This window comes from Anaerosolibacter sp. (assembly GCF_029240175.1).
GTDB lineage: Bacteria > Bacillota > Clostridia > Peptostreptococcales > Thermotaleaceae > Anaerosolibacter.
Genome location: NZ_JARBTM010000034.1, coordinates 1 through 25,231, shown reverse-complemented (window position 1 = coordinate 25,231; position 25,231 = coordinate 1). Strand labels below are relative to the sequence as shown.

At 39.9% G+C, this 25,231-nt stretch carries 16 protein-coding genes and 2 pseudogenes; 4 read left to right on the top strand and 14 right to left on the bottom strand.

What is annotated here, in order from left to right:
• Positions 1-3 precede the first annotated feature (3 nt).
• From K0R93_RS18005 to K0R93_RS17995, 3 genes are all read right to left on the bottom strand, one after another.
• Positions 4-936 (bottom strand): magnesium transporter CorA family protein, encoded by a 933-nt coding sequence (locus K0R93_RS18005; protein WP_300304425.1) that lies wholly within the window; start codon positions 934-936, stop codon positions 4-6.
• A gap of 336 nt (positions 937-1,272) precedes the next feature.
• On the bottom strand, positions 1,273-2,085 hold the full coding sequence (locus K0R93_RS18000) for a histidinol-phosphatase HisJ family protein (protein WP_300304422.1): 813 nt from the start codon (positions 2,083-2,085) through the stop codon (positions 1,273-1,275).
• A 31-nt stretch (positions 2,086-2,116) separates the two neighbouring features.
• Positions 2,117-3,019, bottom strand: coding sequence for a phosphatidylserine decarboxylase (locus tag K0R93_RS17995; RefSeq protein ID WP_300304419.1), 903 nt, complete (start codon positions 3,017-3,019; stop codon positions 2,117-2,119).
• A 344-nt stretch (positions 3,020-3,363) separates the two neighbouring features.
• Between K0R93_RS17995 and K0R93_RS17990 the strand changes: the two genes are divergently transcribed.
• Positions 3,364-4,506, top strand: coding sequence for an aldo/keto reductase (locus K0R93_RS17990; protein ID WP_300304416.1), 1,143 nt, complete (start codon positions 3,364-3,366; stop codon positions 4,504-4,506).
• Positions 4,507-4,557: 51 nt separating this feature from the next.
• Here the strand turns inward: K0R93_RS17990 and K0R93_RS17985 are convergent.
• Together K0R93_RS17985 and K0R93_RS17980 are read right to left on the bottom strand one after the other, a co-directional pair.
• A pseudogene (locus tag K0R93_RS17985) lies at positions 4,558-5,139 on the bottom strand (polysaccharide deacetylase family protein); the annotation flags it as partial.
• A 26-nt stretch (positions 5,140-5,165) separates the two neighbouring features.
• The gene (locus tag K0R93_RS17980) at positions 5,166-5,486 is read right to left on the bottom strand and encodes a hypothetical protein (protein WP_300304410.1); all 321 of its coding nucleotides are present in this window, start codon (positions 5,484-5,486) and stop codon (positions 5,166-5,168) included.
• A gap of 390 nt (positions 5,487-5,876) precedes the next feature.
• Between K0R93_RS17980 and gdhA the strand changes: the two genes are divergently transcribed.
• Positions 5,877-7,214, top strand: coding sequence for an NADP-specific glutamate dehydrogenase (gene gdhA, locus K0R93_RS17975; protein ID WP_300304407.1), 1,338 nt, complete (start codon positions 5,877-5,879; stop codon positions 7,212-7,214).
• A gap of 237 nt (positions 7,215-7,451) precedes the next feature.
• Here the strand turns inward: gdhA and K0R93_RS17970 are convergent, their stop codons facing one another.
• The 8 genes from K0R93_RS17970 to K0R93_RS17935 form a co-directional block, all read right to left on the bottom strand.
• On the bottom strand, positions 7,452-7,652 hold the full coding sequence (locus tag K0R93_RS17970) for a cold-shock protein (RefSeq protein WP_184312167.1): 201 nt from the start codon (positions 7,650-7,652) through the stop codon (positions 7,452-7,454).
• Between the two features lie 317 nt (positions 7,653-7,969).
• On the bottom strand, positions 7,970-11,023 hold the full coding sequence (locus K0R93_RS17965) for an AAA family ATPase (RefSeq protein WP_300304402.1): 3,054 nt from the start codon (positions 11,021-11,023) through the stop codon (positions 7,970-7,972).
• 1 nt (position 11,024) lies between these two features.
• Positions 11,025-12,173: an exonuclease SbcCD subunit D gene (locus tag K0R93_RS17960; RefSeq protein ID WP_300304399.1), complete on the bottom strand. Its 1,149-nt coding sequence runs from the start codon at positions 12,171-12,173 to the stop codon at positions 11,025-11,027.
• A complete protein-coding gene (gene addA / locus K0R93_RS17955) occupies positions 12,170-15,751 on the bottom strand; it encodes a helicase-exonuclease AddAB subunit AddA (protein WP_300304396.1) in 3,582 nt (1,193 codons plus the stop codon). The genes K0R93_RS17960 and addA overlap by 4 nt, the downstream gene beginning before the upstream one ends.
• Positions 15,735-19,142 (bottom strand): helicase-exonuclease AddAB subunit AddB, encoded by a 3,408-nt coding sequence (gene addB / locus K0R93_RS17950; protein ID WP_300304393.1) that lies wholly within the window; start codon positions 19,140-19,142, stop codon positions 15,735-15,737. The genes addA and addB overlap by 17 nt, the downstream gene beginning before the upstream one ends.
• Positions 19,143-19,428: 286 nt before the next feature.
• Positions 19,429-19,932: a hypothetical protein gene (locus K0R93_RS17945; protein ID WP_300304390.1), complete on the bottom strand. Its 504-nt coding sequence runs from the start codon at positions 19,930-19,932 to the stop codon at positions 19,429-19,431.
• Positions 19,933-20,099: 167 nt separating this feature from the next.
• On the bottom strand, positions 20,100-21,170 hold the full coding sequence (gene rsgA, locus K0R93_RS17940) for a ribosome small subunit-dependent GTPase A (RefSeq protein ID WP_300304387.1): 1,071 nt from the start codon (positions 21,168-21,170) through the stop codon (positions 20,100-20,102).
• Between the two features lie 569 nt (positions 21,171-21,739).
• Positions 21,740-22,453: a lysophospholipid acyltransferase family protein gene (locus K0R93_RS17935; protein WP_300304382.1), complete on the bottom strand. Its 714-nt coding sequence runs from the start codon at positions 22,451-22,453 to the stop codon at positions 21,740-21,742.
• A gap of 328 nt (positions 22,454-22,781) precedes the next feature.
• Here K0R93_RS17935 and K0R93_RS17930 point away from each other — a divergent pair, with 328 nt between their 5' ends.
• Positions 22,782-23,975 (top strand): pyridoxal phosphate-dependent aminotransferase, encoded by a 1,194-nt coding sequence (locus tag K0R93_RS17930; RefSeq protein ID WP_300304378.1) that lies wholly within the window; start codon positions 22,782-22,784, stop codon positions 23,973-23,975.
• A 217-nt stretch (positions 23,976-24,192) separates the two neighbouring features.
• On the opposite strand, the gene K0R93_RS17925 is transcribed toward K0R93_RS17930, so the two are convergent.
• Positions 24,193-24,624: an Lrp/AsnC family transcriptional regulator gene (locus K0R93_RS17925; RefSeq protein WP_300304375.1), complete on the bottom strand. Its 432-nt coding sequence runs from the start codon at positions 24,622-24,624 to the stop codon at positions 24,193-24,195.
• Positions 24,625-24,820: 196 nt separating this feature from the next.
• On the opposite strand from K0R93_RS17925, the pseudogene K0R93_RS17920 reads away from it, so the two are divergent.
• Positions 24,821-25,231: pseudogene (locus tag K0R93_RS17920) on the top strand (oxaloacetate decarboxylase subunit alpha); the annotation flags it as partial.

Here is a 25,231-nt window from a genome sequence, read left to right as displayed (position 1 = left end):
ATATTAAAACATCTTTTTCTTCGCCATGAAATATGCTGAAACAAAGGATAATAGCACAGAAATACCTATGATAATAGAAAAAGCATAGGGGTTTTTCGCCAAGGGCACCATGACGTTCATTCCAAAAAAACTTGCAACCATGGTGGGAATTGCCATGACAATGGTAATAGAGGTTAATATCTTCATGACGATATTTAAATTATTAGAGATCACAGAAGCAAATGCGTCCATGGTCCCGCTTAGAATATTGCTATATATATTGGCCATTTCGATGGCCTGCTTATTTTCTATGATTACATCCTCTAGGAGATCTTCATCCTCAGGATATTTCTTAATTGCCTCTAATCTTAACATTTTTTCCATTACAATCTCATTAGATCTTAAGGATGTGGAAAAATACACCAAGCTTTTCTCCAGTTCTAATAACTGGATCAATTCTTTATTTTTCATCGATATATGAAGTTCTCGTTCAATGCGATTGCTCATACGATCAATCTGTTTTAAATATTGGAGATAACAGGTTGCATTTTTATAAAGAATCTGTAAAATAAATCGAGTTTTCTTAAAGGTAAAGAAGGATTTTACATGCCCCATGATAAAATCTCTCAAAATGCTTAATTCCTTGGTACAAACAGTGATAATATTATCACCATATAGAATAATGCCTAAAGGAATGGTTGAAAACATTTGGGAGTTCTCTGTCTTTTCAACGATAGGAACGTCTACTAAAATTAGTATACAACCGTTATCAATCTCAATTCTGGCCCGTTCCTCTTCGTCTAGGGCAGCCTTAATATAGCTTGAATCAACCCTCAATCTATCACTAACTAACTCTACTTCACTTTCCGTAGGGTTTACCAGGTTAATCCATACGCCTTCTTCTATAATTTCTAGGCTTCGTAATCTATCTTCAATCGTTTTATAAATTTGCATCATAGCATACCTTCCCCCTCTTTATGTTTTTGATTTGAAAGCACAGCAAAATCAACTCTCCAACCTACGACTTTACAAATGCTTAACCAAATCTACAACATCTTGAAGAAGGAAAGGTTTTAACAATTTATCAATCCCATCGTAATATGAAGAGCTCTTTGCTATTTAGTTTTCTCCTACTACTATTCGGTAACGGACTCGAATCCACTACCCTCACCTGCCTTTAACCATTTTTCTATCTGTATAGGCGGTTCAACAAAAAAATTCGCCTATCGTTTGGCCTATATTTCATTATATGTGATTCCATGGCTTTATTCAACCTATCGCCATAGATTATTTCTATGGCAGCTTAATAAATTTGGGTTCTCTTTGATCGAATACAGTGATGTATTTAAACCCAATTTCTTTCAATAATTCATAGGTTTCTTTGATCCTAAATCCAATATGCTCTAATCGATGGGCATCGGATCCTACAGTAATGACTTCTCCACCTAATTTTTTGTATAGTTGTAAGATCTCTTCTGATGGATTGGTTCCACCTAATCCGTATCTATATCCTGAGGTATTTACCTCAATGCCTTTTCCTTTTTCAATGATGGTTTTCAAAATCCATTGAATCATATCCTTATCTACATCTTCCAATTCTACATTTGCATAGGATTTTAATGCATATCGCCTTACCAAATCCAAGTGCCCATAGACACTGTAACATTCCATCGCTTCTACAATTTTTATAACCTCTGAGAAGTATCTTTCATAGGCTTCTTCCTTGGACTTTTCATGAAACAATTTACCGTAGTAAAGATCGTGTCCATCGATGGTATGGCTGGACCCTATGACAAAATCAAAGGGATATTGACAGATCAATTGATTGATTCGATCCTTTTCCTCCAACTGCAGACCCATTTCAACACCAATTTTTATACTGATTTGATTTTTATACTTTGTCTGTATTTCCTGCATTTTTTTGATATAAACGTCTGCATCAAACATGTCGTCCATGACTAAGTCTCCAGGTCTCCATACATTGAGCTCCACATGATCTGTGAAAGCAATTTCTTGAATACCCAGTGATATCCCTCGCTTAATAATCTCTTCCACTGGCATTTTGCAATCATTTGAAAACGAAGTATGTACATGGTAATCAAACATGGTCATCATCCTTTCTTAGCAATAGATCCCCTTATTCACCATTGAAAATTCTTCCCAAGGATTCCCCCATGTTCACCTTGGTTTCAAGACCACCCTCTGTATTTTCTAACAAATCCTCATCTACCTGAATTTTCCCTGGTTCTAAAAACAAAATCACAGTGGAGCCTCCAAATCTGAAATATCCTTTTTCCTGCCCCTTATACACCTTTTCCTGAGGTTTATAGGTTTGTATGATTGATCCAACACAGGTTGCACCCACCTCAAGTATTGCGATCTTTCCAAAATGATCAGAATGAAATGTAGTGATTTCTCTTTTATTTTGCGTATATATTTCTGCCACCTTCTTTAACGCTACTGGGTTAACAGAATAATACATGCCTTCTATTCTCTTTCTCGATTCTGGTATCCCACTGTCTGGAAAATGAAAACGGTGATAATCTGCTGGACACAGTCTAATGACAATACAGGTGCCACCCTGATAGGTCCATGCCATATCCTGATCTTTGAAAAGTTCACTCAATTTATAATGAATACCTTTCACTTGTACTGCTTGATTCATATCTATCTTGTCATATGCTAAAACTCTTCCATCCGCTGGGGAAGCCAAGCATGCTTCATCTTCACAAATAGGTCGGGCTTTTTTCTTAAGCTTTCTATAAAAGAAATCATTAAAATGTGTATACTCTTCAATTTGTTCTCGCTCTGCTTCCGTCATGTCAATCTCTAGTGTTGAGACAAAGTCCCTTATTTTTTTCTTGCTGTATGGCATATCCTGCAGTTTTCCATAAATCATAGAAAACAGTTTTTTCTTCACAACAGCTTCCAGCAAACAGCCTCCCATGCTGGTATCATAGACCCATTGTAGAAATCGAGCACCTGCTACGATTTCTTTTCGTTTCTCACCAGTTTTTCGATCAATATAGTAGATATCCATATCATCCATCCTTTTAGATAGGTTTTTTCCAGATGCAGCCCTATTTGGGACTGCCTTATTATTTTATCATATTGTACCATAGGGCAAAAGAACTCTTCCTTTATTATTTCTCATTTTAAGCAACAACATAAATGATCTTGTTATTATAGATCATTTACTCAATATGAATGACTTTCCTCCATTTATTGGATATAATTATTTAGAGCTTTCCGCTTGTATAAGCAGGGATCATAAATCTTTGATTTATTGATCATCGCTTACACAGCGTGCAAGCGGGAGTCTTAGAGTTGTTAGCCATCGGATAAACACACTTTTTTGATGACTGAAGAAACGGAGGGGTTGTCATGCAGTACAGAAAGTTTGGGAAATTAGATTTTGAGGTGCCAGTATTGGGATTTGGTTGTATGCGTCTACCGATCCTGAATAATGACAGTGGGAAAATTGATGAAAAAGAAGCTATAAAAATGCTCCGCTATGGGATCGATCATGGAATCACCTATATTGATACCGCTTATCCATACCATAAAGGAAATAGTGAATTGCTGGTTGGTAAAGCATTAAAAGATGGTTATCGTGAGAAAGTAACATTAGCAACGAAGTTGCCAGTTTGGTTAACCCATAATCATGAAGACTTTGATAAATATCTCAACGAACAATTATCAAGACTGGATACGGATCATATTGATTTTTATCTGCTCCATTCATTAGACCAAGAATCATGGAACAAAGTGAAAAGTCTAGGTGTATTAGATTTCCTAGATAAAGCCTTAGCTGATGGGAGAATTAAATATGCAGGTTTTTCTTTCCACGATGAGTTCCCAGTATTTAAAGAAATTTTTGATGCCTACAATTGGAGTTTCTGTCAAATACAATTAAATTATATGGATGAAAATTATCAAGCTGGATTAAAAGGCCTAAACTATGCTGCTGAACGAAATGTTGCAGTGGTAATAATGGAACCCTTAAAGGGTGGAAAACTGGCTATGCGTCCGCCAGCAAGTATTCAAGAAATCTGGGATACAGCAGATCAGAAGAGGACTCCTGTAGACTGGGCACTTCGATGGCTTTGTAATTTTCCAGCTGTCTCCGTGATTCTCAGTGGTATGAGCAATCTAGAACAGGTTGTGGAAAACATCCGTATCGTTGAAGATGCACTACCCCTTAGCTTAACATCCAAAGAATTAGGTATGGTCAAAAGGGCCGCGGAACAGTATAGGAGCCTGACGAAGGTACAGTGTACCTCCTGTGAATATTGTCTCCCCTGCCCATCGGGCGTAGACATTCCCAAAAATTTTTCCTTATATAATGACACCTATATCTATGGAGATGTGACACAATCCTCCTTTGTATATAACAATTTTTTACCTGAAGCAAAACGAGCATCAGCTTGTGTGGCATGTAATGCCTGTGAGTCCTTGTGCCCTCAGCATATACCTATCAGCCGTCACATGGAGGATGTCCATAAACGCCTCGGTAAGCAACCATAAGAAATAGGAAAGGCAAATTTGCCTTTCCTATTTCTTATGGTCATATTTAAACTAAAAGCGTACCTGATAGGAATTCTCCGTAAGTACGTGAAAATCATATCCCTTCTTTTTTAATTCTTCTATGATTACAGGAAGGGCCTCCACCGTGGTGGTTTTCGCTTGGCTGTCATGCAATAAAATGATGGCGTCATTTCTAAGCTCAACATCCTGCAATACTGCTTGAACAATGGTATCCTTACTTGGTGTAGCTGATGAAGCATCTTTTGAGGTAACATTCCAATCGAAGTAATGATATCCCTTGTTTTCCATTTTTTGAATAATATGTCCCATGATGTTCTTGCCCCCATAGCGATGACTAACTTTATTATTCGAACCTCCTGGAAAGCGCATAATTTTCGGCCTAATGCCTACTTCTTCGTAAATCAGTTTTTCAAGCCTCATGTGATCTTCCAGATAGCTTTCTACAGAAGTATATATTTTCCCATAGTTATGACTGTATGTATGATTCCCTATGGCATGGCCTTCAGAAATAATTCTTTTATATAAATCCTTGCCTTGACTGGTATTGGTTCCATTCACAAAAAAAGTTCCATGAATATTATATGCTGCCAATATATCTAAAATTTTCATTGTATTTTTACTTGGACCATCATCAAAGGTTAAATAGGCTCTTTTTTTATTGTTGTTCTTCTTTTGTTGGCTTTCACAAAAAAATCCTTTTCCAACTCTCCATGATCATCTTTTTCCATGTGATCTGTTAGTTTTGCCACCTTGTTATCTAATTCTTCTAGCACCTCTGATATTTTTTCATTCTGCATTCTTAGTTCCTGATTCATTCCCAGCAGATGATTATTTTGCTCCACAAGCTGACTATTTGCCATCATAATTCCCGTCATTTGAATTCCCAAAGCTATGATCCATAATAGAATCATACCTAAAAACCATTGCTTTTCATTTAAGTTCTTATCATCTGTACCCATCAGCATCACTCCCCCTTTTCAATATATTCTACAATCACCTTTTTATGTTCCCATTTCTGTTACTCAAAGTACATATCCAGTGAATTTTTATGAATTTCACTTTTTTTTTCCTGCACTTTCTTTCTATAATATTTAAAAACAGTTTATATAGAAGTATTTTTTTGGCAATAATATATAGTGGTCTTAAGAATGCTGGTTTCAGTGTTTCAAAAATAATTTTCAATTTTATGTTGAAAATTATCATATAAGTTGTATAATTTAATTCGGGAAGGGTATTTCATTAAGGAAATCATTTTCCCAAATCTTTCGTCAATGGCACATCAGGAAAGTTATGCACAATCATGCATAATCATCTGGGTGATGCAAAATAAATCTTAAGGAGATGATCTGATGTCAGTTGTTCAAAATGTTTTAGAGCAAGTGAAGCAAAGAAACCATGGCGAAGTTGAATTCCATCAAGCTGTGGAAGAAGTTTTACTTTCACTTGAGCCTGTTATCGAAAAACATCCTGAGTTTGTAGAAGCAGGTATACTTGAAAGAATGGTTGAACCAGAAAGACAAATTATCTTTAGAGTTCCTTGGGTAGATGATCAAGGAAAAGTACAGGTGAACAGAGGATTTAGAGTACAGTACAACAGCGCCATCGGCCCTTACAAGGGAGGATTAAGATTCCATCCTTCCGTATATGTTGGGATTATCAAATTCTTAGGTTTCGAGCAAACTTTCAAAAACTCATTAACAGGTCTTCCAATTGGAGGCGGTAAGGGTGGTTCTGACTTTGATCCTAAGGGAAAATCTGATGCAGAAGTAATGAGATTCTGCCAAAGCTTTATGACTGAACTATATAGACATATTGGACAAGATGTAGACGTTCCTGCTGGAGATATCGGTGTAGGCGGAAGAGAAATCGGCTACATGTACGGTCAATACAAGAGAATTAAAAATGCTTATGAAGCTGGCGTTTTAACTGGAAAAGGACTTACATATGGTGGTTCATTAGCTAGAAAAGAAGCAACAGGATATGGATTGGTGTATTTTGTAAGAGAAATGCTTGCTGCCCATGGTCAGAGCTATGAAGGCAAAACAGTAGTTATCTCTGGATCTGGTAATGTTGCTATTTATGCTTGTGAAAAGGCCCAGTCCTATGGTGCAAAAGTTGTTGCTATGTCTGATTCCAATGGATATGTTTACGATCCAAATGGTATCAATTTAGATACCGTTAAGAGATTAAAAGAAGTTGAAAGAAAGAGAATCAGTGAGTATGTGAAGCAACACCCATCTGCTGAGTATCATGAAGGTTTCAGCAATATTTGGTCTATTAAATGTGATATTGCCCTTCCTTGTGCAACTCAAAATGACATTGATGTAGCGCAGGCTGAAATGTTAATCAAAAATGGTGTACTAGCTGTTGGCGAAGGTGCAAACATGCCTACGACAAATGAAGCTATCAAGCTGTTCTTAGACAAAGGCGTTCTTTTAGCTCCTGCAAAGGCTGCTAACGCTGGCGGTGTTGCTACTTCTGCATTAGAAATGTCACAAAACAGCATGAGATTATCATGGACATTTGAAGAAGTAGATGCGAAGCTGGATGCTATCATGGTAAACATCTTCAAAGCTGCAAAGGCTGCAGCTGACGAGTACGGTATCCCTGGAAACTACGTGGCAGGTGCAAACATTGCTGGTTTCTTAAAGGTTGCCAATGCAATGATGGCTCAAGGTATAGTATAAAAAAGAAGACTGAGATCGAGATTAAGATCAAGTTTAAATAAAAGAAGAAACCCTAGGGTTTCTTCTTTTATTTAAAGAAAAATTAAAGTAAAATCTATTGACCACCAATGTTTACCCTTGCAATCTCAATCTTGAACTTGATCTCGATCTTAATCTACACACAAAAACACCCCCATCTAATTGGGGGTGTTGGTGTTATAATCGCTCTATACTATGCACCTAAATGCAATTTTTCAATTATAACTTAGTAACGTTTGCAGCTTGAGGACCTCTATCGCCTTCAACGATTTCGAACTCTACTGCTTGGCCTTCTTCTAATGATTTGTAACCGTCACCTTGGATTGCTGAGAAATGTACGAATACATCCTTCTCGCCTTCAACTGTGATGAATCCAAAACCTTTTTCTGAGTTAAACCATTTTACTGTACCTTTTTTCACGAGAAAACCTCCTAAAACATAAAAAAATTTTTAATACTTCGTTAGTCTATCACACTCCATAATGCTCGTCAAGCCGTGTTCCACATTTTTTCATTGTATACATGATTCAACCAATCGGATAGCTGGAAGAAAATCCATCTCCCAAATGACCATTGCCCAATCCATTATCATGATCTCCAAATGAAAGAATATCATTTTTTTATTAGGTAAAGGTTCGTCGTAGGGTGTGGACCTATGTGTCCACCCGTGGCATTTCCTTATAATCCACGGGCAGACACTCAGGTCTGCCCCTACCATCCTCAACCTTAACCTCAGCCTCACGCTATCCTAAATACTGCTCGGCTTCCCTTATCTGTTGTCATAACTTCCAGTCTGGCATCCATTCTTTCCCGGAGTTCTGGCACATGGGATATAATTCCCACAAGTCTTCCTCCCTGCTGCAAATCGATCAAAGCTCTCATGGCGAAATCTAATGCCTCAGGGTCCAAGGTGCCAAAGCCTTCATCCACAAAAATAGTATCTAAATTAATGCCCCCTGAATACGCCTGCACCACATCAGCTAAACCTAAAGCTAGGGATAAAGAGGCTAAAAATGTTTCTCCGCCAGACAATGTAGTTACAGGCCTTTCAATGCCTGTGTAGGTGTCAAACACTTCTAGTTCCAAGCCCCCCGCGGCATTTTTTCTAGCCCGATCCATGGTTCTCCGCAGATGATATCGTCCCTTGCTCATAAGTTTCAAACGCTGGGTCGCGGCGTCGGTGATATCATCGAGGAGTGTCCCTAAAACAAATCGCTGAAGGGTTAATCCATAGGCATTGTTTCCATTGCTAATCTCCGACAGATATCCTACATCTGCAAATTCTTTCTCCATCTTACAGAGCTGTTCATTTAACATCTCGATCTCCTTAAACGCTCTCTTTTCGCTCTTTAGCTTTTCAGAAATATTTGCCTGGAGTTTCAGAATCTCATCCTTCGCCTTCTCTGCGCCTTCCATTTCAGATTGAATCTTTTCCAAATCCACCATGGTTATACCTTGGGCAGATTTTACTGCTTTATCCAGCTGTTCCTGAATGGACTGGAGTTTTCCATCGAAGCCTTTGATTTCATGCTCAAGGCTTTCTGCCTCTGCTTCACTTTTCTTGGCATTCTCATAATCTTGATATTTTTCAAAACCAGCTCCTTGAAGGCGCTCCACAAACTTCTTTTTCTCTACTATGTATTTTTCATGGATTTCATGTAGCGTCTTTTGCCCGCTTGCTATCTCTGTTTTTAAAATCTCTAAGCTCTTATCCGCCCTATCAAAGGCTTTCTGTGCCTTCTCTTTTGCCTCCATTTCACCCTTTAACTGCTGGACAACCTCTTGGTGTCTCTTGGTTAAAGCATCAAGGCTTCGAATTTCTTCCGGGATAGAATTTTCCTCCTGTTTAAAGGCCCCTAAGTTGCTTTGATACTCTTCCATACACTTCTTTAAAGTTTCCTCTATGACGCCAAGGCTTTCTTTATGTTTTTGCTGGGTTTCTTTCATGGTTTCGATATTCTTCTGTAGTGCCTCTATTTTTACACTTTGCTCCAGTGCCTGATTCCATTGATCCTTGGCATCGTCTAAAGCCTGCTTTAATTGGGCTATATCTAGCTCCCCTTTATCTCCCAGTTCTGCTCTTAGGAGTTGTATCATATTCTCAATTTTGTCTTTTTCCAATGCTATTTTGCCCAGTGCGACCTTCCATTGTTCCCTTTCCTTCTCCAGTCTCTCTACCTCGAACTGCTTATCCTTCAATTCGGATTCCGTAGGCATCCATTCTTCTTTAACTGCCAGCTTTGGATGGTGGGTTGAACCACACACAGGACAAGGATCTCCAGAAGTAATATCCTGGGCTAGCACAGCTGCCTGCCCTCTATTCCACATCTCTTGAAGACCAAAGTACTCTTTTTTATTTCTTTGGTATGTTTCTTCCGCCGCCTCAGTTTCCTTGACCAGTTTCCCGTACTCCTTTTCCATCAAGGAGAATTGTTCTTCCTGTTGGACCAAACTCATCTTTTTATTGAAATAGCTCTCTACTTCCTTATATTTACCCTCTAAGGAAGGAAGCCTATGGCTATATTCCTTATGTACGTCTAACAACCCGATTTCCTTCTCCAGTTTCTCATCTAATCCCTTTAACATTGCCTCTATGTCTATTTTTTCCTTCAGTATTTGATCATGGGTAATCTTCATTTGTTGGATGGATTGTCTACGTTGATCCAGGTTTCTAACCCGTTCTGTGAACCCCTCCAATTCCATGTTTTTTTTTCTAAGCTCCTCTCGCAGATCCTCCCGTTGATGTTGGAGCTTCAAGCATTCTTCAGCCCCCTTATAGTTCTCTGCGGCCTGAAGCATCTCTTTTTCCTTTTGTGCCAAATTCTTTTCCCAGCTTTCTTTATCCTTGCTAATGAGCCGGGTGATTTTTTCCATTTCTTCTATTGTAGCTGCTTTTCTGGCCTGAAGAAGCTCCTGGCGTTTTCTCTCCATACTAGGAATACGCCCTTGTAATTCCTGAAGTTCCTTCTGCAGCAATTCCTTTTCCTTTAGTTTCTCATTGTTTGCTTTTCCTTGAATAAACGCTTCCTGGACCTTCTTTAGTGCATCTATTTTTACACCTAATTCCTCTTCTAATTCTTTCATTCTTGCTTCATGATCAGTGATGATTTTATCTATCTCATCTATGGACTGACAGGCAGATTGGGACAAGATCAGCCTTTGATGCTCTTGGTTTTTCTTAATTTCATCACGAATATCCTTAGCGGATTTCTTCAGTAGCTCTTCAATCATTCGATACAGCTCTGTGCCGAATAACTTTTCCAAAATGTTTTGTCGTTCAACAGAGTCTGCGGTCAACAGCTTTCTAAACTGACCCTGGGGCAGCATGATCACCTGACGAAACTGACTGCTTTTAAAGCCGATAATATTTTCTATTTCCTCCGTTACAACCTTCCAGCCTGTTTTCAATAAAACCTCGTCCTCTTCTCCATTTCGTTTCCACAAGGTAGCATCTGCCGTTTGCAGGGTTGTGCCTGTACCAGATTTTTTCGGCCGCTCCTGTTCTGGTATCCGGTAGATACGATAGGTTTCTCCACGAATTTCAAACTCGAAGGTGACCTCCGTCATCTGATCTGGTTTTCCATGATGACTCCTCATGTTTTTCCCATTTCTTTCGGCCCCGCTGGTATCACCGTAGAGGGCGAAGCATATCCCATCGAGAATGGTGGTTTTACCCGATCCAGTAGGCCCATGAATTAAAAATATATGATGATTTCCCAGTTCACGAAAATCAATCTCCTGCATCTCAGCATAGGGTCCGAAAGCGCCCATGGAAAGCTTAATAGGCTTCATCCTATTCCCCCCTCATCATGCTATAGTGTTGATTGACGATTTCGCCAAATATCTTTCTTTGTGTCTCTGTGATCTCTTTCCCAGCCACCTGCTTCAAGAATGATTCAAATAAATCTATTTCTCCCATTTTCCGAAAGTTCCCTTCAAGCTTCACCTGCTCGCCCCCAGTCAACATCTGGGGCCGCTCGATATGGAGTACATTAGGGTATACCTTTCTAAGCTTACCCATAGGATCTAATAAGGCCCCTTCATCCTTTAGGGTTACCATGAGATAGTCTTCCTTACTTTCCCCATTCTGAGGACCTTCCAATATCTCTTCCAGATACCCCTCTAGGCATCTTAAGTCCCTTCTAGGTCTTAATTCAATGGGCTCAATGCCTATTTTCCCTGAAGCATCCATTTCAATCACAGCCACGTGCTTTTGATGCCCCGCCTCGGAAAAAGAATATTTCATCAGTGAGCCTGAATAGCGGATATTCCCATTGCCCACCTTCTGGGGTCGATGAAGATGTCCCAATGCCACATAGTCAAACTCCTTGAAATAGGAACTATTCACTACACTGGAACCCCCAACGGAAAGGGGACGCTCTGATTCGCTCTCTTCCCCCCCCGCCACAAAGGCATGGGCAAGCAATATGTTTCTTTGCTTACTGTCCATTTTATTCTTCAGCTGTTGAATCAGCTTCCCCATGGCATCATCATGACCATGAATTCCACCATCCTTTAGTTTATCACGTACCACAGCAGGCTCCACATAGGGCAAGCCGTGAAAGAACACTGGTCCATGGTGGTCATGAATCACAATAGGTCTTAAATCTGTATTGAATCTCCCAAACATATGGAGGCCCTTTCCCTGCATCAATCGATAGCCAAAGCCAAGACGGTCTGGACTGTCATGATTCCCAGCAATCATGATAATGGGCACCTGATAATCTATCAATATTTTAGAAATCACATCATCCAATAGATTTACAGCCTCTGTAGGGGGCACAGCCCGATCAAAAATATCACCCGCTACCATGATTACATCGGGTCTTGTATCTCGAACCAAATCCGTAAACTGATCCAACACATGGGCTTGATCGTCGGTCATATGAATGCCGTGAAACAACCTGCCCAAGTGCCAATCGGAAGTATGGATCATTCTCATAGTTTCACCTCTTTGTCTATATGGAACAAATATAAATATGCTTCCTTTACTTTTTTATGTAAAATTGCCTCTAGAGCATCGCGATACAGTTCGATTTGTACGCGATATTGATCCACAATATTGTCCACATTATCCATCCCTGTGTAATCTGTCTTATAATCTACCAGTACAATACCATCTTCTTCTTCAAAATAGCAGTCGATAACCCCCTGAATCAATAGATTTTCTTCTAGTCCCTCCAATGCTGGCACTACATCCTTGGCTTTTCCCATATAGTTAAAGGGAATCTCTCGAAACACCTTCGGGGATTGACGGATTCTTTGCCCGATGGAGGTTTGGAAGAAATTGAATATCTTAGCCCTATCCACGGCAGCACCCTCTTCGACCTTTAAAAGCTCTTTCTCTACCATCTCCTCGATTTGGCACGCTATCGCATCCATGGTTTGGATTCGACCTAGATCTATATGTTGCATAACAAAGTGGACAATAGTCCCCCTTTCCGCTCCAGTAAACTGCTTTTTCCCCTCCATAAACTTGGGCATTTTTGCCAAGGAAGGGATCGTATGGCCAAGATGCTCCAGCTTTTTCGATGACAATCGCTTGATCTCCGAAACCGTTAGCTTTGAGGGAATTTTTGTTGCTATATCATAAGGATATGTCCAATTCAGCCTTCTATGGATGTCATCTTTAAATTTAGAAGCTGTTTCCATGTGGAAATTCCTCAAAAGCTCCTGAAAATCTTTTTTCAAAATACTCTTTTCCTGTTCCTCTTTATGGATATCTTGAGGCCGCAACAAGGTAATCTTCCAAGCAGAAGGATCTTCTATGATTCTCCCCTGCTCCCAATGGCCATCGATCAAAGCTCGTAAGGCTTCTCCATCTTGATGACGCATAAGGACAGGACAAACCCAATCCAAATACCGTTTTGCCTTGGAAAGGTGAAATGGATTCATAGGTTTCATCCAGCTTTTCACAGCATTTTTTACATTGGTAATAGAACCTATCAAAATCAGTTTATCTTTAGGTCTGGTATAGGCCACATAAAGAATTCGCATTTCCTCCGACAGGGTTTCCAGTCGAATTCTATTTTTCATGGCAATTTTGGCAATGGTATCGGTATAGTGTCTTAGGTCTGGATCTACATATTTAGGCCCCACGCCCAGTTCCTTATGGAACAATACAGGAGCATTCATATCCATGAGATTAAACTGCTTCCCCATTCCAGCCACAAACACCACAGGAAATTCCAATCCCTTACTTTTATGGATGCTCATGATCCGCACCACATTGTCATTTTCACTCAAAATCTTTGCAGTCCCCAGGTCACCGCTGCTGCTTTGAAGCTTATCAATAAACTTAATAAAATTAAATAATCCCTTAATAGACGTTTTCTGGAACTGACGGGCCCGGTCAAAAAGAATTCTCAAATTAGCCTGGCGTTGAATCCCTCCAGGCATAGATCCCACATAGTAGTAATAGCCTGTATCGATCAGGAGCTTCCAAATCAATTCATCAATATTTAGGTATCGAGACTCATCCTTCCATGTCCGCAGCCGATTGATGAACCCAATAAGTTTTTCCTGAAGTTCATCGGAGGTCTGTTCCATATATGCTTGTACCGCCTCGTAATAGGTTGGCAGTTTACTTTGCATACGAATTTGTATCAATTCCTCGGTGGTAAAGCCTCCAATGGGCGAACGCATGACACTAAGGAGGGGAATATCCTGTCTTTTGTTGTCTATGAGTTTGAGCAGGTTCATGAAAATATTGATCTCAATGGTTTCAAAGTATCCAGCGTTCACATCGGCATAAGCCGGAATCCCCTCTGCCATAAAGGTCTCTAAAAACCCTTGGGCCCAGCTCTTAGTAGTTCTTAGCAGAACGACGATATCTCGATATTCTACTTGTCTATAATCTTGGAGTTTATGATCAAAGATTTGGGTATTCAACAGCTCTTTGATCCTTTTGGCTGCTACCCTGGCTTCCATCAGAGGGTCCGCTAAAGTCTCCAGTTCTTCCATCAGCTCTTCTTCATCGGACTTACTTCCTTTGTCCAATAGGAACAATTCGATGGCAGGATTATCTATGGGTTGAACATCGGCCCCCTTGTATAGATAGGCACTGTCATCATAATCGATTTCTCCAAATTCCTTGGTCATGATATGGCTGAATATGTAGTTCACGCCGTCGATAATTTCTACCCTGCTTCGAAAGTTCTTGCTGAGGTCGATTCTTCGGCAGACAGACCCTTCTTCACGGTCGAAGGTCTCATATTTTTGAATAAATAAAGAAGGATCCGCCAATCGAAAACGGTAAATACTCTGCTTCACATCTCCCACCATAAAAAGATTGTCCTCTTTTTTAATATGGCTTAAGATCGTTTCTTGCACAATATTGCTGTCCTGATATTCGTCTACAAATATGTACTCAAATTTTTCCCGATATTCTTTTGCTACCTGCTCATGGACTAAGGCATCAAGAGCAAAATGTTCCAAATCATTGAAATCAACAATTCCCTTTTCCTGTTTCTTTTCTTTATACATCTGATGAAAATCGTGGATCATCTGGAACAAATAGGCCATAAAAGGGTAAAGATCATTCAAATCCTGTATATAGGCATCTGGATTTTTGCTAAGGACACTTTCTCGAAGGCCCTTTAGAATATCCTTTCCTTTCTCCCTTGCAGCCTTTACCTCTTCCTTGAGTTCCTCATCCACATCCTTGGCGATTTTCCCCAAGCGTTTGTGATTCACCGTCTGAAGCACCTCGTAAAAGGAAGATAAACTCGTTCCAATGCCAGTCAAAAGTTCCACCACAATCCTTAAATCATCTAAAATGGCCTCCCCATAGCCTTCGGGTCCGCCAGGTTTGATACATCCCAGTTTACCCTCTTCAAAGGCTTCCTTGGCGCCCATAAGCTCAATTACAATCTGATCTCTTATGGCATGATACCAAGGACTTTTTTCGAATTGGGATAGATCCATGGAAAAATCCTCAACCTTCTCCTTTAGCCACTCTAGGGGATAGGGTTGACTTTGAATAAACTCATAGAGTCCCATCACCAGACCTTGGAGGGGTAGATCATGCTTTGTGGCCCCAAATCGCTCCACTAGGCCGATAAATTTATCATCAGACTTCTCGTATTCTTCTTCGAAAAGTTCTTCTAATATCTCCATCTTCATGATACTGGTTTCTGTACTATCTCCAATTCTGAAATTAGGGTCCACCTCCAGGAGATGAAAATATTTTCTCACCACGTCAATGCAGAATGAATGAAGGGTACTGATGGAAGCACGATTGAGAAGATTCATTTGTCTTCGCAGATGCTCCTCATTTTCGTTTCCCTTCTCCATTTCCTGAAGCAGTGCAGCCCCAATTCTCTCCCGCATCTCTCCTGCCGCGGCATTGGTAAATGTGACGATGAGCAGCCGGTCTATATCTACCCTGTCTTTGATAATCAACTGTATAATCCGCTCCACCAATACCGCCGTTTTTCCAGAGCCCGCCGCCGCTGCTACCAGTAGATTACTCCCTCTGGCATCGATGGCTTGTTGTTGTCCCTCAGTCCACCTTACCATCTCCGTCTTCCTCCCCTCTCTGTGGCGTTATTCGTTTCATAACTTCCTCATCACTGAGCTTTTCAATATTCCGATACTGGTTATCCTCGAACAAATTGTCAAATTGACAAATACCTTTATAGGAACAGTATTCACAGGCTACTTGTTTATTGTTTTTAGAAGGTGCAATCCGAACATTGCCCTTCATCATCTCATAACTAATCTCCTTGACAAGCCCCCTTACATGTTCGATTAATGCCGTAAAGGTCTCTCCATCCAAGGCCGAGGAATTTTTATAAAACTCCCCGTTTTTGTTTATGGCCACAGGAATAATATCGGAATACCCATCTATTTCCTTGTCCAGTTCTCGGACAATTCGTACATCCCGCAGGGTCAGCCCCTTAAGCTTCAATCTTCTTCGTATCTCCTTCTCAATAGTTTCCGTCACCTTTTCATCGGTCTTCACCATTGGATCATCAATCTTGAAATAGAAAATACCTGCTGGCCTTGCATGCTTCTTTGCTATATTCCCGTGATGGGATAAGACTGCGTCTAGATAGATCATCAATTGGAGCTCAAGACCATGATAGACATTGGATAAACTAAAATCCTTGTTCCCCGACTTATAATCCATAATCTTAATGTAACAGGCTTCATCTTCCTCCAGAATATCCACCCGGTCAATCCTTCCCTCTAAGTATAACTTTTCACCATCGGCCAGTTCAATCTCAATGGCTGGATAATGCCCATTTTGTCCAAATCCCACTTCATAGCCCATGGGCTCAAAGCTGCTGCGTTTTAGATGCTCTGTCATGGTCCATACAGCCCTGCGACTGATCCTTTTTAATCGATTTACCAAATAACGGTAACGATGGGTACTAAACATGACGCCATGATTATAATTAGGGACAACGCCGTCGATCACCCGTTCTATCATTTCATCACACTGACTCTTTTCTAGATCCCGCCAATTTTGCCCGCTTTCTTTTAATCCCTTGGTAAAGTCCTCCATGGCATGATGGAACAACTCCCCAATGTCAGGGGCCTCCACTTTGAAATAGTCTCTTTCTTTTGGCTTTAATCCGTATCTCACAAAATGGGCAAAGGGACAATTTACAAACTGTTCCAACCTTGATACACTGGAGCGTATAGGGGTTTGGTACAGGGCCTTGGCACGATAATCACCCAAATAATCCACCTGATTTTGATGGAAAAAACCTTCCGTGATGGCATCTCTCTTTGAAGCCCATTCTTCCTGTTCATAATACCATCCATAGACATCCCACCACATGGCTTCCATGGGCTTTCCGTCCAGCTTCAAACGCATGTTTTCCACCAAATATTTAAAAGTACTATTTTTCGTAGCAATCATATGGAGCTGATGGTGGACGTCATTCATCACATCACTCTTTACTTGAATTCCTTTAAATATCTTCTTCACCCGATCTATGAGTATAGAAGGGCGCATGGCTTTTCCCTCTTGGTCAGCCAGTGCATAGCTTAACCACAGATATTCACTGGGGCGGCTGAGGGCCGAATAAATGTTGAACTTTTCCTCATAGGCTTTTCGTTCACGATCTGTTCCCAGGTTTAGTCCCATTTCCCGCATCGCCAGCTTTTCTCCCTCAGCAAGAATACCTTCCTCGTCTTTGCCTGAAGGCAATACCCCGTCGTTTATGCCCAAGACAAATAAAGCCTTGATATCATGACTCTTAGATCTTTGAATATTTCCTATCAATACTTGGTCGATGGTGGTTGGGATGATTCCAACTTCTAAGGACGTCAAACCCGCATCCAAAATCCTTATGTACTCCTTTAAACCGATTTTTTGTTCTCCTAAAATTTCTACCAATTGGTCAAAGGTGTCCATGATAATATTCCAGATTTGGGCATTCTCATTGACATGCTCATATCTACCTTTTGCTCGGAGCTCCTCAATCCAGTCTTGAAGTTTTCCATAGATATCTACTTCTTCTAAATAGCTATATAAAGCCCTAGTAATATCTGACACGGTGTTTTTGCCTTTCATCCGCTTCTCGAGTTTTACTAGTGGGCCGATCAATCGTGAACGCCATCCATTCATTCTTTCAATATCCAAGACTTCTCCCCGATCAAAATCCTCCTTCCACCGATTCCCTTGTATTCCATATCGAAGGACATAGTTTTCCAGTTCCTCATATTCTTCACTGGTCAAGCCGCCGAAACCGGTCTTCAACAACCGAAAAATATCCTCATACCGATATCCCCGTTGGATTGTCATCAATGCCGACAGTAAAAATAAAATCAACGGATTATTAGAAATAGGCCTTTTCTGGTCTAGGAAATATGGAATCTCGTATTCCTCGAAAACCCGCTTGATCAAAGTTCCATAGCTTTCCAAATCGCCGCATACCACGGCAATATCATTCCAACGATACCCTTTGTCCCGTATCAGAGAAAGAATCTGGGCTGCCATGGCCTCAATCTCTGTATGAAGATTGATACCTGCAAAAACTTCTAAGTTATTTATCTCATTTGCATAAGCTTTATAAGGATAGGCATATACTTCCCTCTCCATGTGCAGAAGTTCTGAGGACTTTTTCAGTTCACAATAAGGGATGGAATCTAAATCAATTATTTCACCTGGCAATCCGAGGCCTAGGGCAATTTCATGGAGTCGTCCATAGGCTGCCTCAGAAATTCGAAAAAGGTCTCCATTTCTTTCTTGTCCTATGAAGTTCATGGTAAACGCCACAGTTACGCGCTTTGCCGCCAACATAAGCTTCTCCAATATACGATAAATCTGAGGCGTAAAGGTATTGAAGCCGTCAATCCAAATTTCTGCTCCCTGAAGGAATCGCGCCTGTTCAATTTTTTCAGCCATCATATTCATATAGTCTTCCTTATCGATATAATCTCCCTGTAAAGACTGGTCAAACTGTTCATATATGTAGGCAATATCCTGGAGTTTGCTTCGAAGAATGCTATCATCTCCTAAAGATTCACCTTGACGTAGCAAATCTCCAGGCAGCACATCATGCTGTTTTAATTCACATAGCAACTGGCAGAATTTCTCGATAAAGCCCTCTTGTTGAGAAATTTTACGATAAATGGTCAGGTGCTTTTCCCCGGCATCTATTACTTTTCGTAAGACCATACTTTTGCCCTGGTCATTGATATGTACCCTCGTACGCCCACCCACTTCATTCAATACATTGTGGGCAAGTCTTGTGAAGCTCAATACTTCCACCTTCAATATACCCGGAAGCTTCAGCTTCTCCATCAAATCCCGCTCCGCCTGGAGTGTAAACTGTTCTGGTACAATCAATATCAGCTTATGTTCCGGGTCTACTTTCAAGCGTTCTTTGATTTCCTCAAATATATAATGGGTTTTGCCCTTTCCCGATCTTCCAAAAATATAACGTATGCTCAAACCGGCTACCCCCTTTTGCTATTTCACCTCAATTATATCATTTGGATAGAAGCATTTCATGCTCTAAAATGTAGAAAAAAAGCATCTAACGATGCCATCTGAGGGGAACCTAGGTCCCCTTCGATCGCTGCTAGGCAGCCTGAGCACCCCTCTGACTACGGCATGGGAATACTTCCCCTGCACCCCTGATTTTTTATTTAATAGGAAAGTAGCACTTTCCTATTAAATAAAAACCCTCCACCATTAAGGTGAAGGATGATCTTCAAAATATATACTGAAGCTGTGATTACAATTTTTTCAAAGTGGTCATCATACTTTTTACTTTGGCTTCTTCTTCAAATGTAAATTCTTTCTTTTGTTGAATGATGAAGGTCACTACTTTGTCTTCCAGCTTGAGTTTATAGTAAAACATAAACTGCTCTGTAGAATGATCCTCTAAAAGGGCTCCATAAAGGGTACCTACGCCTTTTATATCGATGGTCTCTGTTCGTTCCAGAATCAGATAAGAATCTAAAGCGATTTCTTCCTTCAAGGCTTCTTCATTTACCTCAATGGTTGGATCTAGAATCTCCCCGATATTTATCATTCTTCCCTGATCATCCTGGAAAATGGTAAGGCTCATGTTTAGTTGGTCATTTTTTTCCTCATTGGTCTTTTCAAAAGTGTTCGGTATCTGGATGCTCCAATCTCCGTCTAATCCTTTATAGGTAAAAACCTCTGCCTTTTCTCCACAGCCTGACAATAGTACAAACAACATCATCAACACTGCCGCTACACTAATTTTTCTCATGCCTATGCCCCCCAAAAATGTTATAGGTTCATTATATCACAGCCTTTTATGGACTCGTATATAATTTTCATACTGTTTTGAAATATTTGTGAAACAAGAGGACAGGCACGTATACGATTGTAGGGGCGATTCACGAATCGCCCGTTTTTTTGACCTAAACCTGTTTCTTACCGATTCTTATAATGGGCCTTTAAGTCTTTGTTAATCTTCTTCCATTTCTCCTTTTCTGCTGCCTGGGCCTGCTTATCTTGTTTCCGCTCCATATACGCAATCTCTCGCTGAAGCTTCTTATAATTCCCAAACCGTTCTTCACTTAAGCCGCCATCAGCGATGGCCTCTTTCACAGCACAGCGTGGTTCATTCTCATGGCTGCAATCCTTAAAAAAGCATAACTTGCCTAGTTCTTCTATATCTTCGAAGGTCTCTCCCATCCCTTCACTCCCCTGCCAAAGCTGCAGTTCTCTCATGCCTGGCGTATCAATGATAAGTCCCCCTTCTGGCAGAAGAATCAATTCTCGATGGGTAGTCGTATGCTTTCCTCTATCATCCCCCTCTCGAACCTCTTGCGTTTTAAGGACTTCCGTTCCCACCAAGGTGTTAATAAAAGTAGATTTGCCTACCCCCGATGACCCCAAGAGAGCTATGGTTTTTCCTGCTCCTAGATATGAACTTAATTCGCTAATCCCTTCCTTTGTTAAGGCACTGATTACATGAATCGGCACACCGATGGCTACGGTCTCCACAGCCTTGACCTTTTCCTCCACATCATGACACAAATCTGCCTTACTCAAAATAATTACAGGATTTGCGCCACTTTCCCAAGCCAGTATCAAATATCGCTCAATCCTTCGAATGTTAAAATCTCCATTCAATGCATTAAACAAGAACAAGGTATCCACATTGGCGGCCACAATTTGTTCCTCTGTGGTTTTTCCTGCAACCTTTCTGGAAAATTTACTTTTTCTTGGCAATACACCATGGATTGTTGCCCTTTTTTCTTCTGGTCTGGCTGTAATTACCACCCAGTCTCCCACCGCTGGAAAATCTTCACGGCCCATGGCATCATGACGCATCTTTCCTGTCAGCTCCCCTAGGAGTTCTCCATATGCTGTATAGATTGTATACATATGGGTATGTTCGACGGCTACCCTTCCAACTGCATAATTTTCACCATACTGCTTCTCGAAACAGGATTGAAAAAAGTCATTCCATCCTAATATGTTTAGTTCTTTATTCAAAATATCATCCTCCATTTTAAAAAATAACAATAAAAATCCCATGGAAATCTACCATCCATGGGATATAACACACTGACAAAAAATCAAAAAACACGATAAACCTACCGTGTGCCAATGCTTGAGTCATACAAGACTCCTTTATAGACATGTTGATGGTTCCTTAGATTTTTAGAAAATAGGCACAACAAAATTGCCTAGCGGCAATTTGTTTTCGCTAGGAAACCCTAGGTTTCCTTCGACGGCTGCAAGACAGCCTGAGCACCTTCCTTAGTACGGCGAGGGGAATCCCCTCTGCACACCCCATATATAAGAAATTAAAACCCACAATTTCCTATATAACAATAAAGCCTATCCATAGACTTAAGATTTTCATTCACCTATTTTCTAAACCCTATTCAGTTATTTTACAATCACCTCTATGCTTAATGTCTTCATATATCATCACTCCTTTGTGAATTACTTATTTTCAAAAGATTATGCATCTTTATTTTAATCGAGTACCATTCTGCTGTCAAGGACTATAAAAATATATAAGGTGGATGTATAAAAACATCCACCTCATCCTTCATTTATAATTTTGCAGCAATAATTTCCCTTACCCTATCTGTCAGTTCATTGGATTCCTTCACCGCCACATTTTCTGTAGAAACTGCTGGCGATATGATAACCTCAACCTTTGCCGCCTTGATCTTCCAATCACCTTTAGGCATCATGTTGTAGGAGCCTTTGATACTTATAGGGATGATGGGCACATTGGCTTTCAATGCCAACTTTAAACTGCCTGCTTTGAACTCCCCTATGGTCCCGTCTTCACTTCTTGTACCCTCAGGAAAAATCACCTGGGAATATCCTTCCTTTAACAACTCCGTTCCTCGGTTTATAGCCTTTAATGATTGTCGCGCATCTTGTCTATCAATAAAAACACACTGCATGTATTCCATCCAAGTACGAAGAATTGGAATCTTCTTTAGTTCCTTTTTTGCGATAAATGCCTTGGGTTTATCTATAAAACCCAAGAGTATAGGAATATCGAAATTACCTTGATGATTGCTGACAAAAAGTACTGATCCTTCCTTAGGTATATTTTCCTCTCCTATCACTTGTATCTGAGCCCCAGTGAAGTTTACCAAACTTTTTGCCCATCCCTGGGCTGTTTGATGAATTATTTTATCTCGTTCTTGAATACGCCCCTGCTGATCTAAAGATTTTACCTTCATTAGGGCTGGCACAGTTCCCAGTAGATAAAGTCCAAAATAGATAAACCAGATGATTGTCTTAACCATCACTCACCCCTCCTCAACATTTCACACCTTCCTTTATTTTATATCAATTTGCTTAATTTTTACAAGTTACTTCTATAACCCATTATGAGTTTTTATATTTTAAAAAAATAAAGAAACATTCTCTATTTAGGTATTTACTTAAAGCATTTTGCCCATAATAATTTATCTATTCCGTGTACACCTATTCCCATGTTCTATAAAATTAGTATTGAAATGAATAATGCATATATAATAAAATAGTCTCAATATTTAAAATTTTTATCATTTATCTGCTATGGCTATAGATAATTTCAATATACTATAGCTTTTAAGAAAGGGGCTGTACAACATGACCAAATCTTTATCTGCAAAAAACATGGATATCTCCACTTCTGTAACCTTAGCTATCACAGCCAAGGCAAAAAAAATGAAGGCTGAAGGCATTGATGTGGTTAGCTTTGGAGCTGGAGAGCCAGATTTTAAAACACCAAAGCATATCAGTGATGCAGCCATTGTGGCTATCGAAAAAGGGTTGACCGGCTATACAGATTCCTCTGGACTTCCGGAACTGAAAAAAGCAATATGTGACAAATTATTAAAGGACAATCATCTATCCTATACACCTGAACAAATCGTTGTTTCCAATGGTGCCAAGCACTCACTGTTCAATGCTTTACAAGCTATCTGTAACCCAGGGGATGAGGTCATTGTTCCAAACCCATATTGGGTAAGTTATCCTGAGTTGGTGAAATTAGCAGACGCTACACCCGTATTGGTTGAAACACCAGAATCCAATGACTTCAAATACGATATCAGCACCCTTGAAGCAGCCATTACACCGAAGACAAAGGCCATTATCGTAAATAGCCCAAATAATCCTACAGGTACCGTGTATACAAAGTCAGATTTGTCCGAGATCGCGAAACTAGCCATTAAACATGATTTTTATGTAATATCCGATGAGATTTATGAAGAATTGATATATGAAGGAGAACACATCAGTATTGCCTCCCTTGGAGATGAGATCAAGGACCTTACCATTGTGGTTAATGGCATGTCAAAAGCTTATGCCATGACAGGCTGGCGTATTGGCTATACTGCTTCTGGCAAAGAAATTGCACAAATCATGAAGAATATTCAGAGTCATGCCACTTCGAATCCAAATACCATTGCCCAGTATGCCAGTATTGAAGCCCTAAAGGGAGATAAAATTGCCATTGAAGAAATGAAGGCTGCCTTTATTGCTAGAAGAGACTATATGGTGGATAAGATTAATGCTATTCCCAATTTATCCTGCAGAAAGCCAGAAGGTGCTTTTTATGTGATGGTAAACATTTCAAAACTATTTGGAAAGGTCTTTAACGGCAAAGAAATTACAAACTCCGTAGATTTTGCAGAATATTTACTGGATGCTTTCAAAGTAGCTGTTATCCCAGGTGCTGGTTTTGGATCAGACGATTACGTAAGATTGTCTTATGCTACTTCCCTTGATAATATTAAGGAAGGACTCAGAAGAATTGAAGAAGCGGTTAAACTAGCATAAAGTATTTTGTATTTATACTTCTGACGATATCCCAATGTAGGGGTGGACCGCTTGTATAAGCAGGGATCATAAATCTTTGATTTATTGATCATCGCTTACACAGCGTGCAAGCGGGAGTCTTAGAGTTGTTAGCCATCGGATAAACAATAAAAGGTTTCATTTCTCTCCATATCTATAACCTGATGGAAAGAAATTAAACCTTTTTTCTATATCGTAATTATTTTCGTATCAGTTTGGATTCAATGGGGCTTGATAGAATCACAGAGGTTTGAGTGCTTCCTTTTTTCTTGATCTCATCAATCAAACTTTTCAAATCACCCATATTTTCAGTGAGCACTTTTATGATTACACTGACTCCACCCGTCACATGGTGGCATTCGATAATTTTCTCATTTTTCTCTGCGTAATCTATGAAAGATTGATAATTTTCTGGTGCTAATCCCACACTAATAAAAGCCATGATATTCTTATTTAGCTTTCCAGGGGCCACGATCGCCTTATATCCTATAATTACACCATTCTCTTCTAGTTTTCTTACCCTTTCTGCGACAGCTGGGGAAGTCATATTTACTGCTTTGCCTAAATCTTTCATGGAGATTCTTCCATCTTTTTGCAATATTTCGATAATTTTGTAGTCAGTAAAATCCATATGAATGCCCCCTTAAAAAAATAAAGAAATATTTGCTATTTGCATTGAATATTAAGATATTTTCATTGTAACAATTTATATCTATCATGTACATATATTTCTACATTCTATAAAATTAGAATTGGATACAGATATTCATTTTTAGGAAAACGTTTTATCAATATGAGAATTATACCATATATAAAGGGGGATTTTTATGACAAAGATAAAAATTACTGAAACAGTTCTAAGGGACGCCCATCAATCTTTGATTGCTACGAGAATGAAAACACAAGAGATGACACCGATTTTGGAGACCCTTGACAAAGTGGGCTATCATTCCCTTGAAATGTGGGGCGGAGCTACTTTTGATTCATCCTTAAGGTTTTTAAGCGAAGATCCATGGGAAAGATTACGATTGATCCGAAAAACCGTAAAAAATACAAAGCTTCAAATGCTGTTAAGGGGCCAAAATCTCCTTGGATACAAGCACTATGCCGATGATGTGGTTTCTGAGTTTGTAAAAAAAGCCATCGCCAACGGCATTGACATCATTCGAATCTTTGATGCCCTAAATGATGTAAGAAATCTAGAAGTTGCTTTAAAGACTACGAAAAAAGAGGGTGGC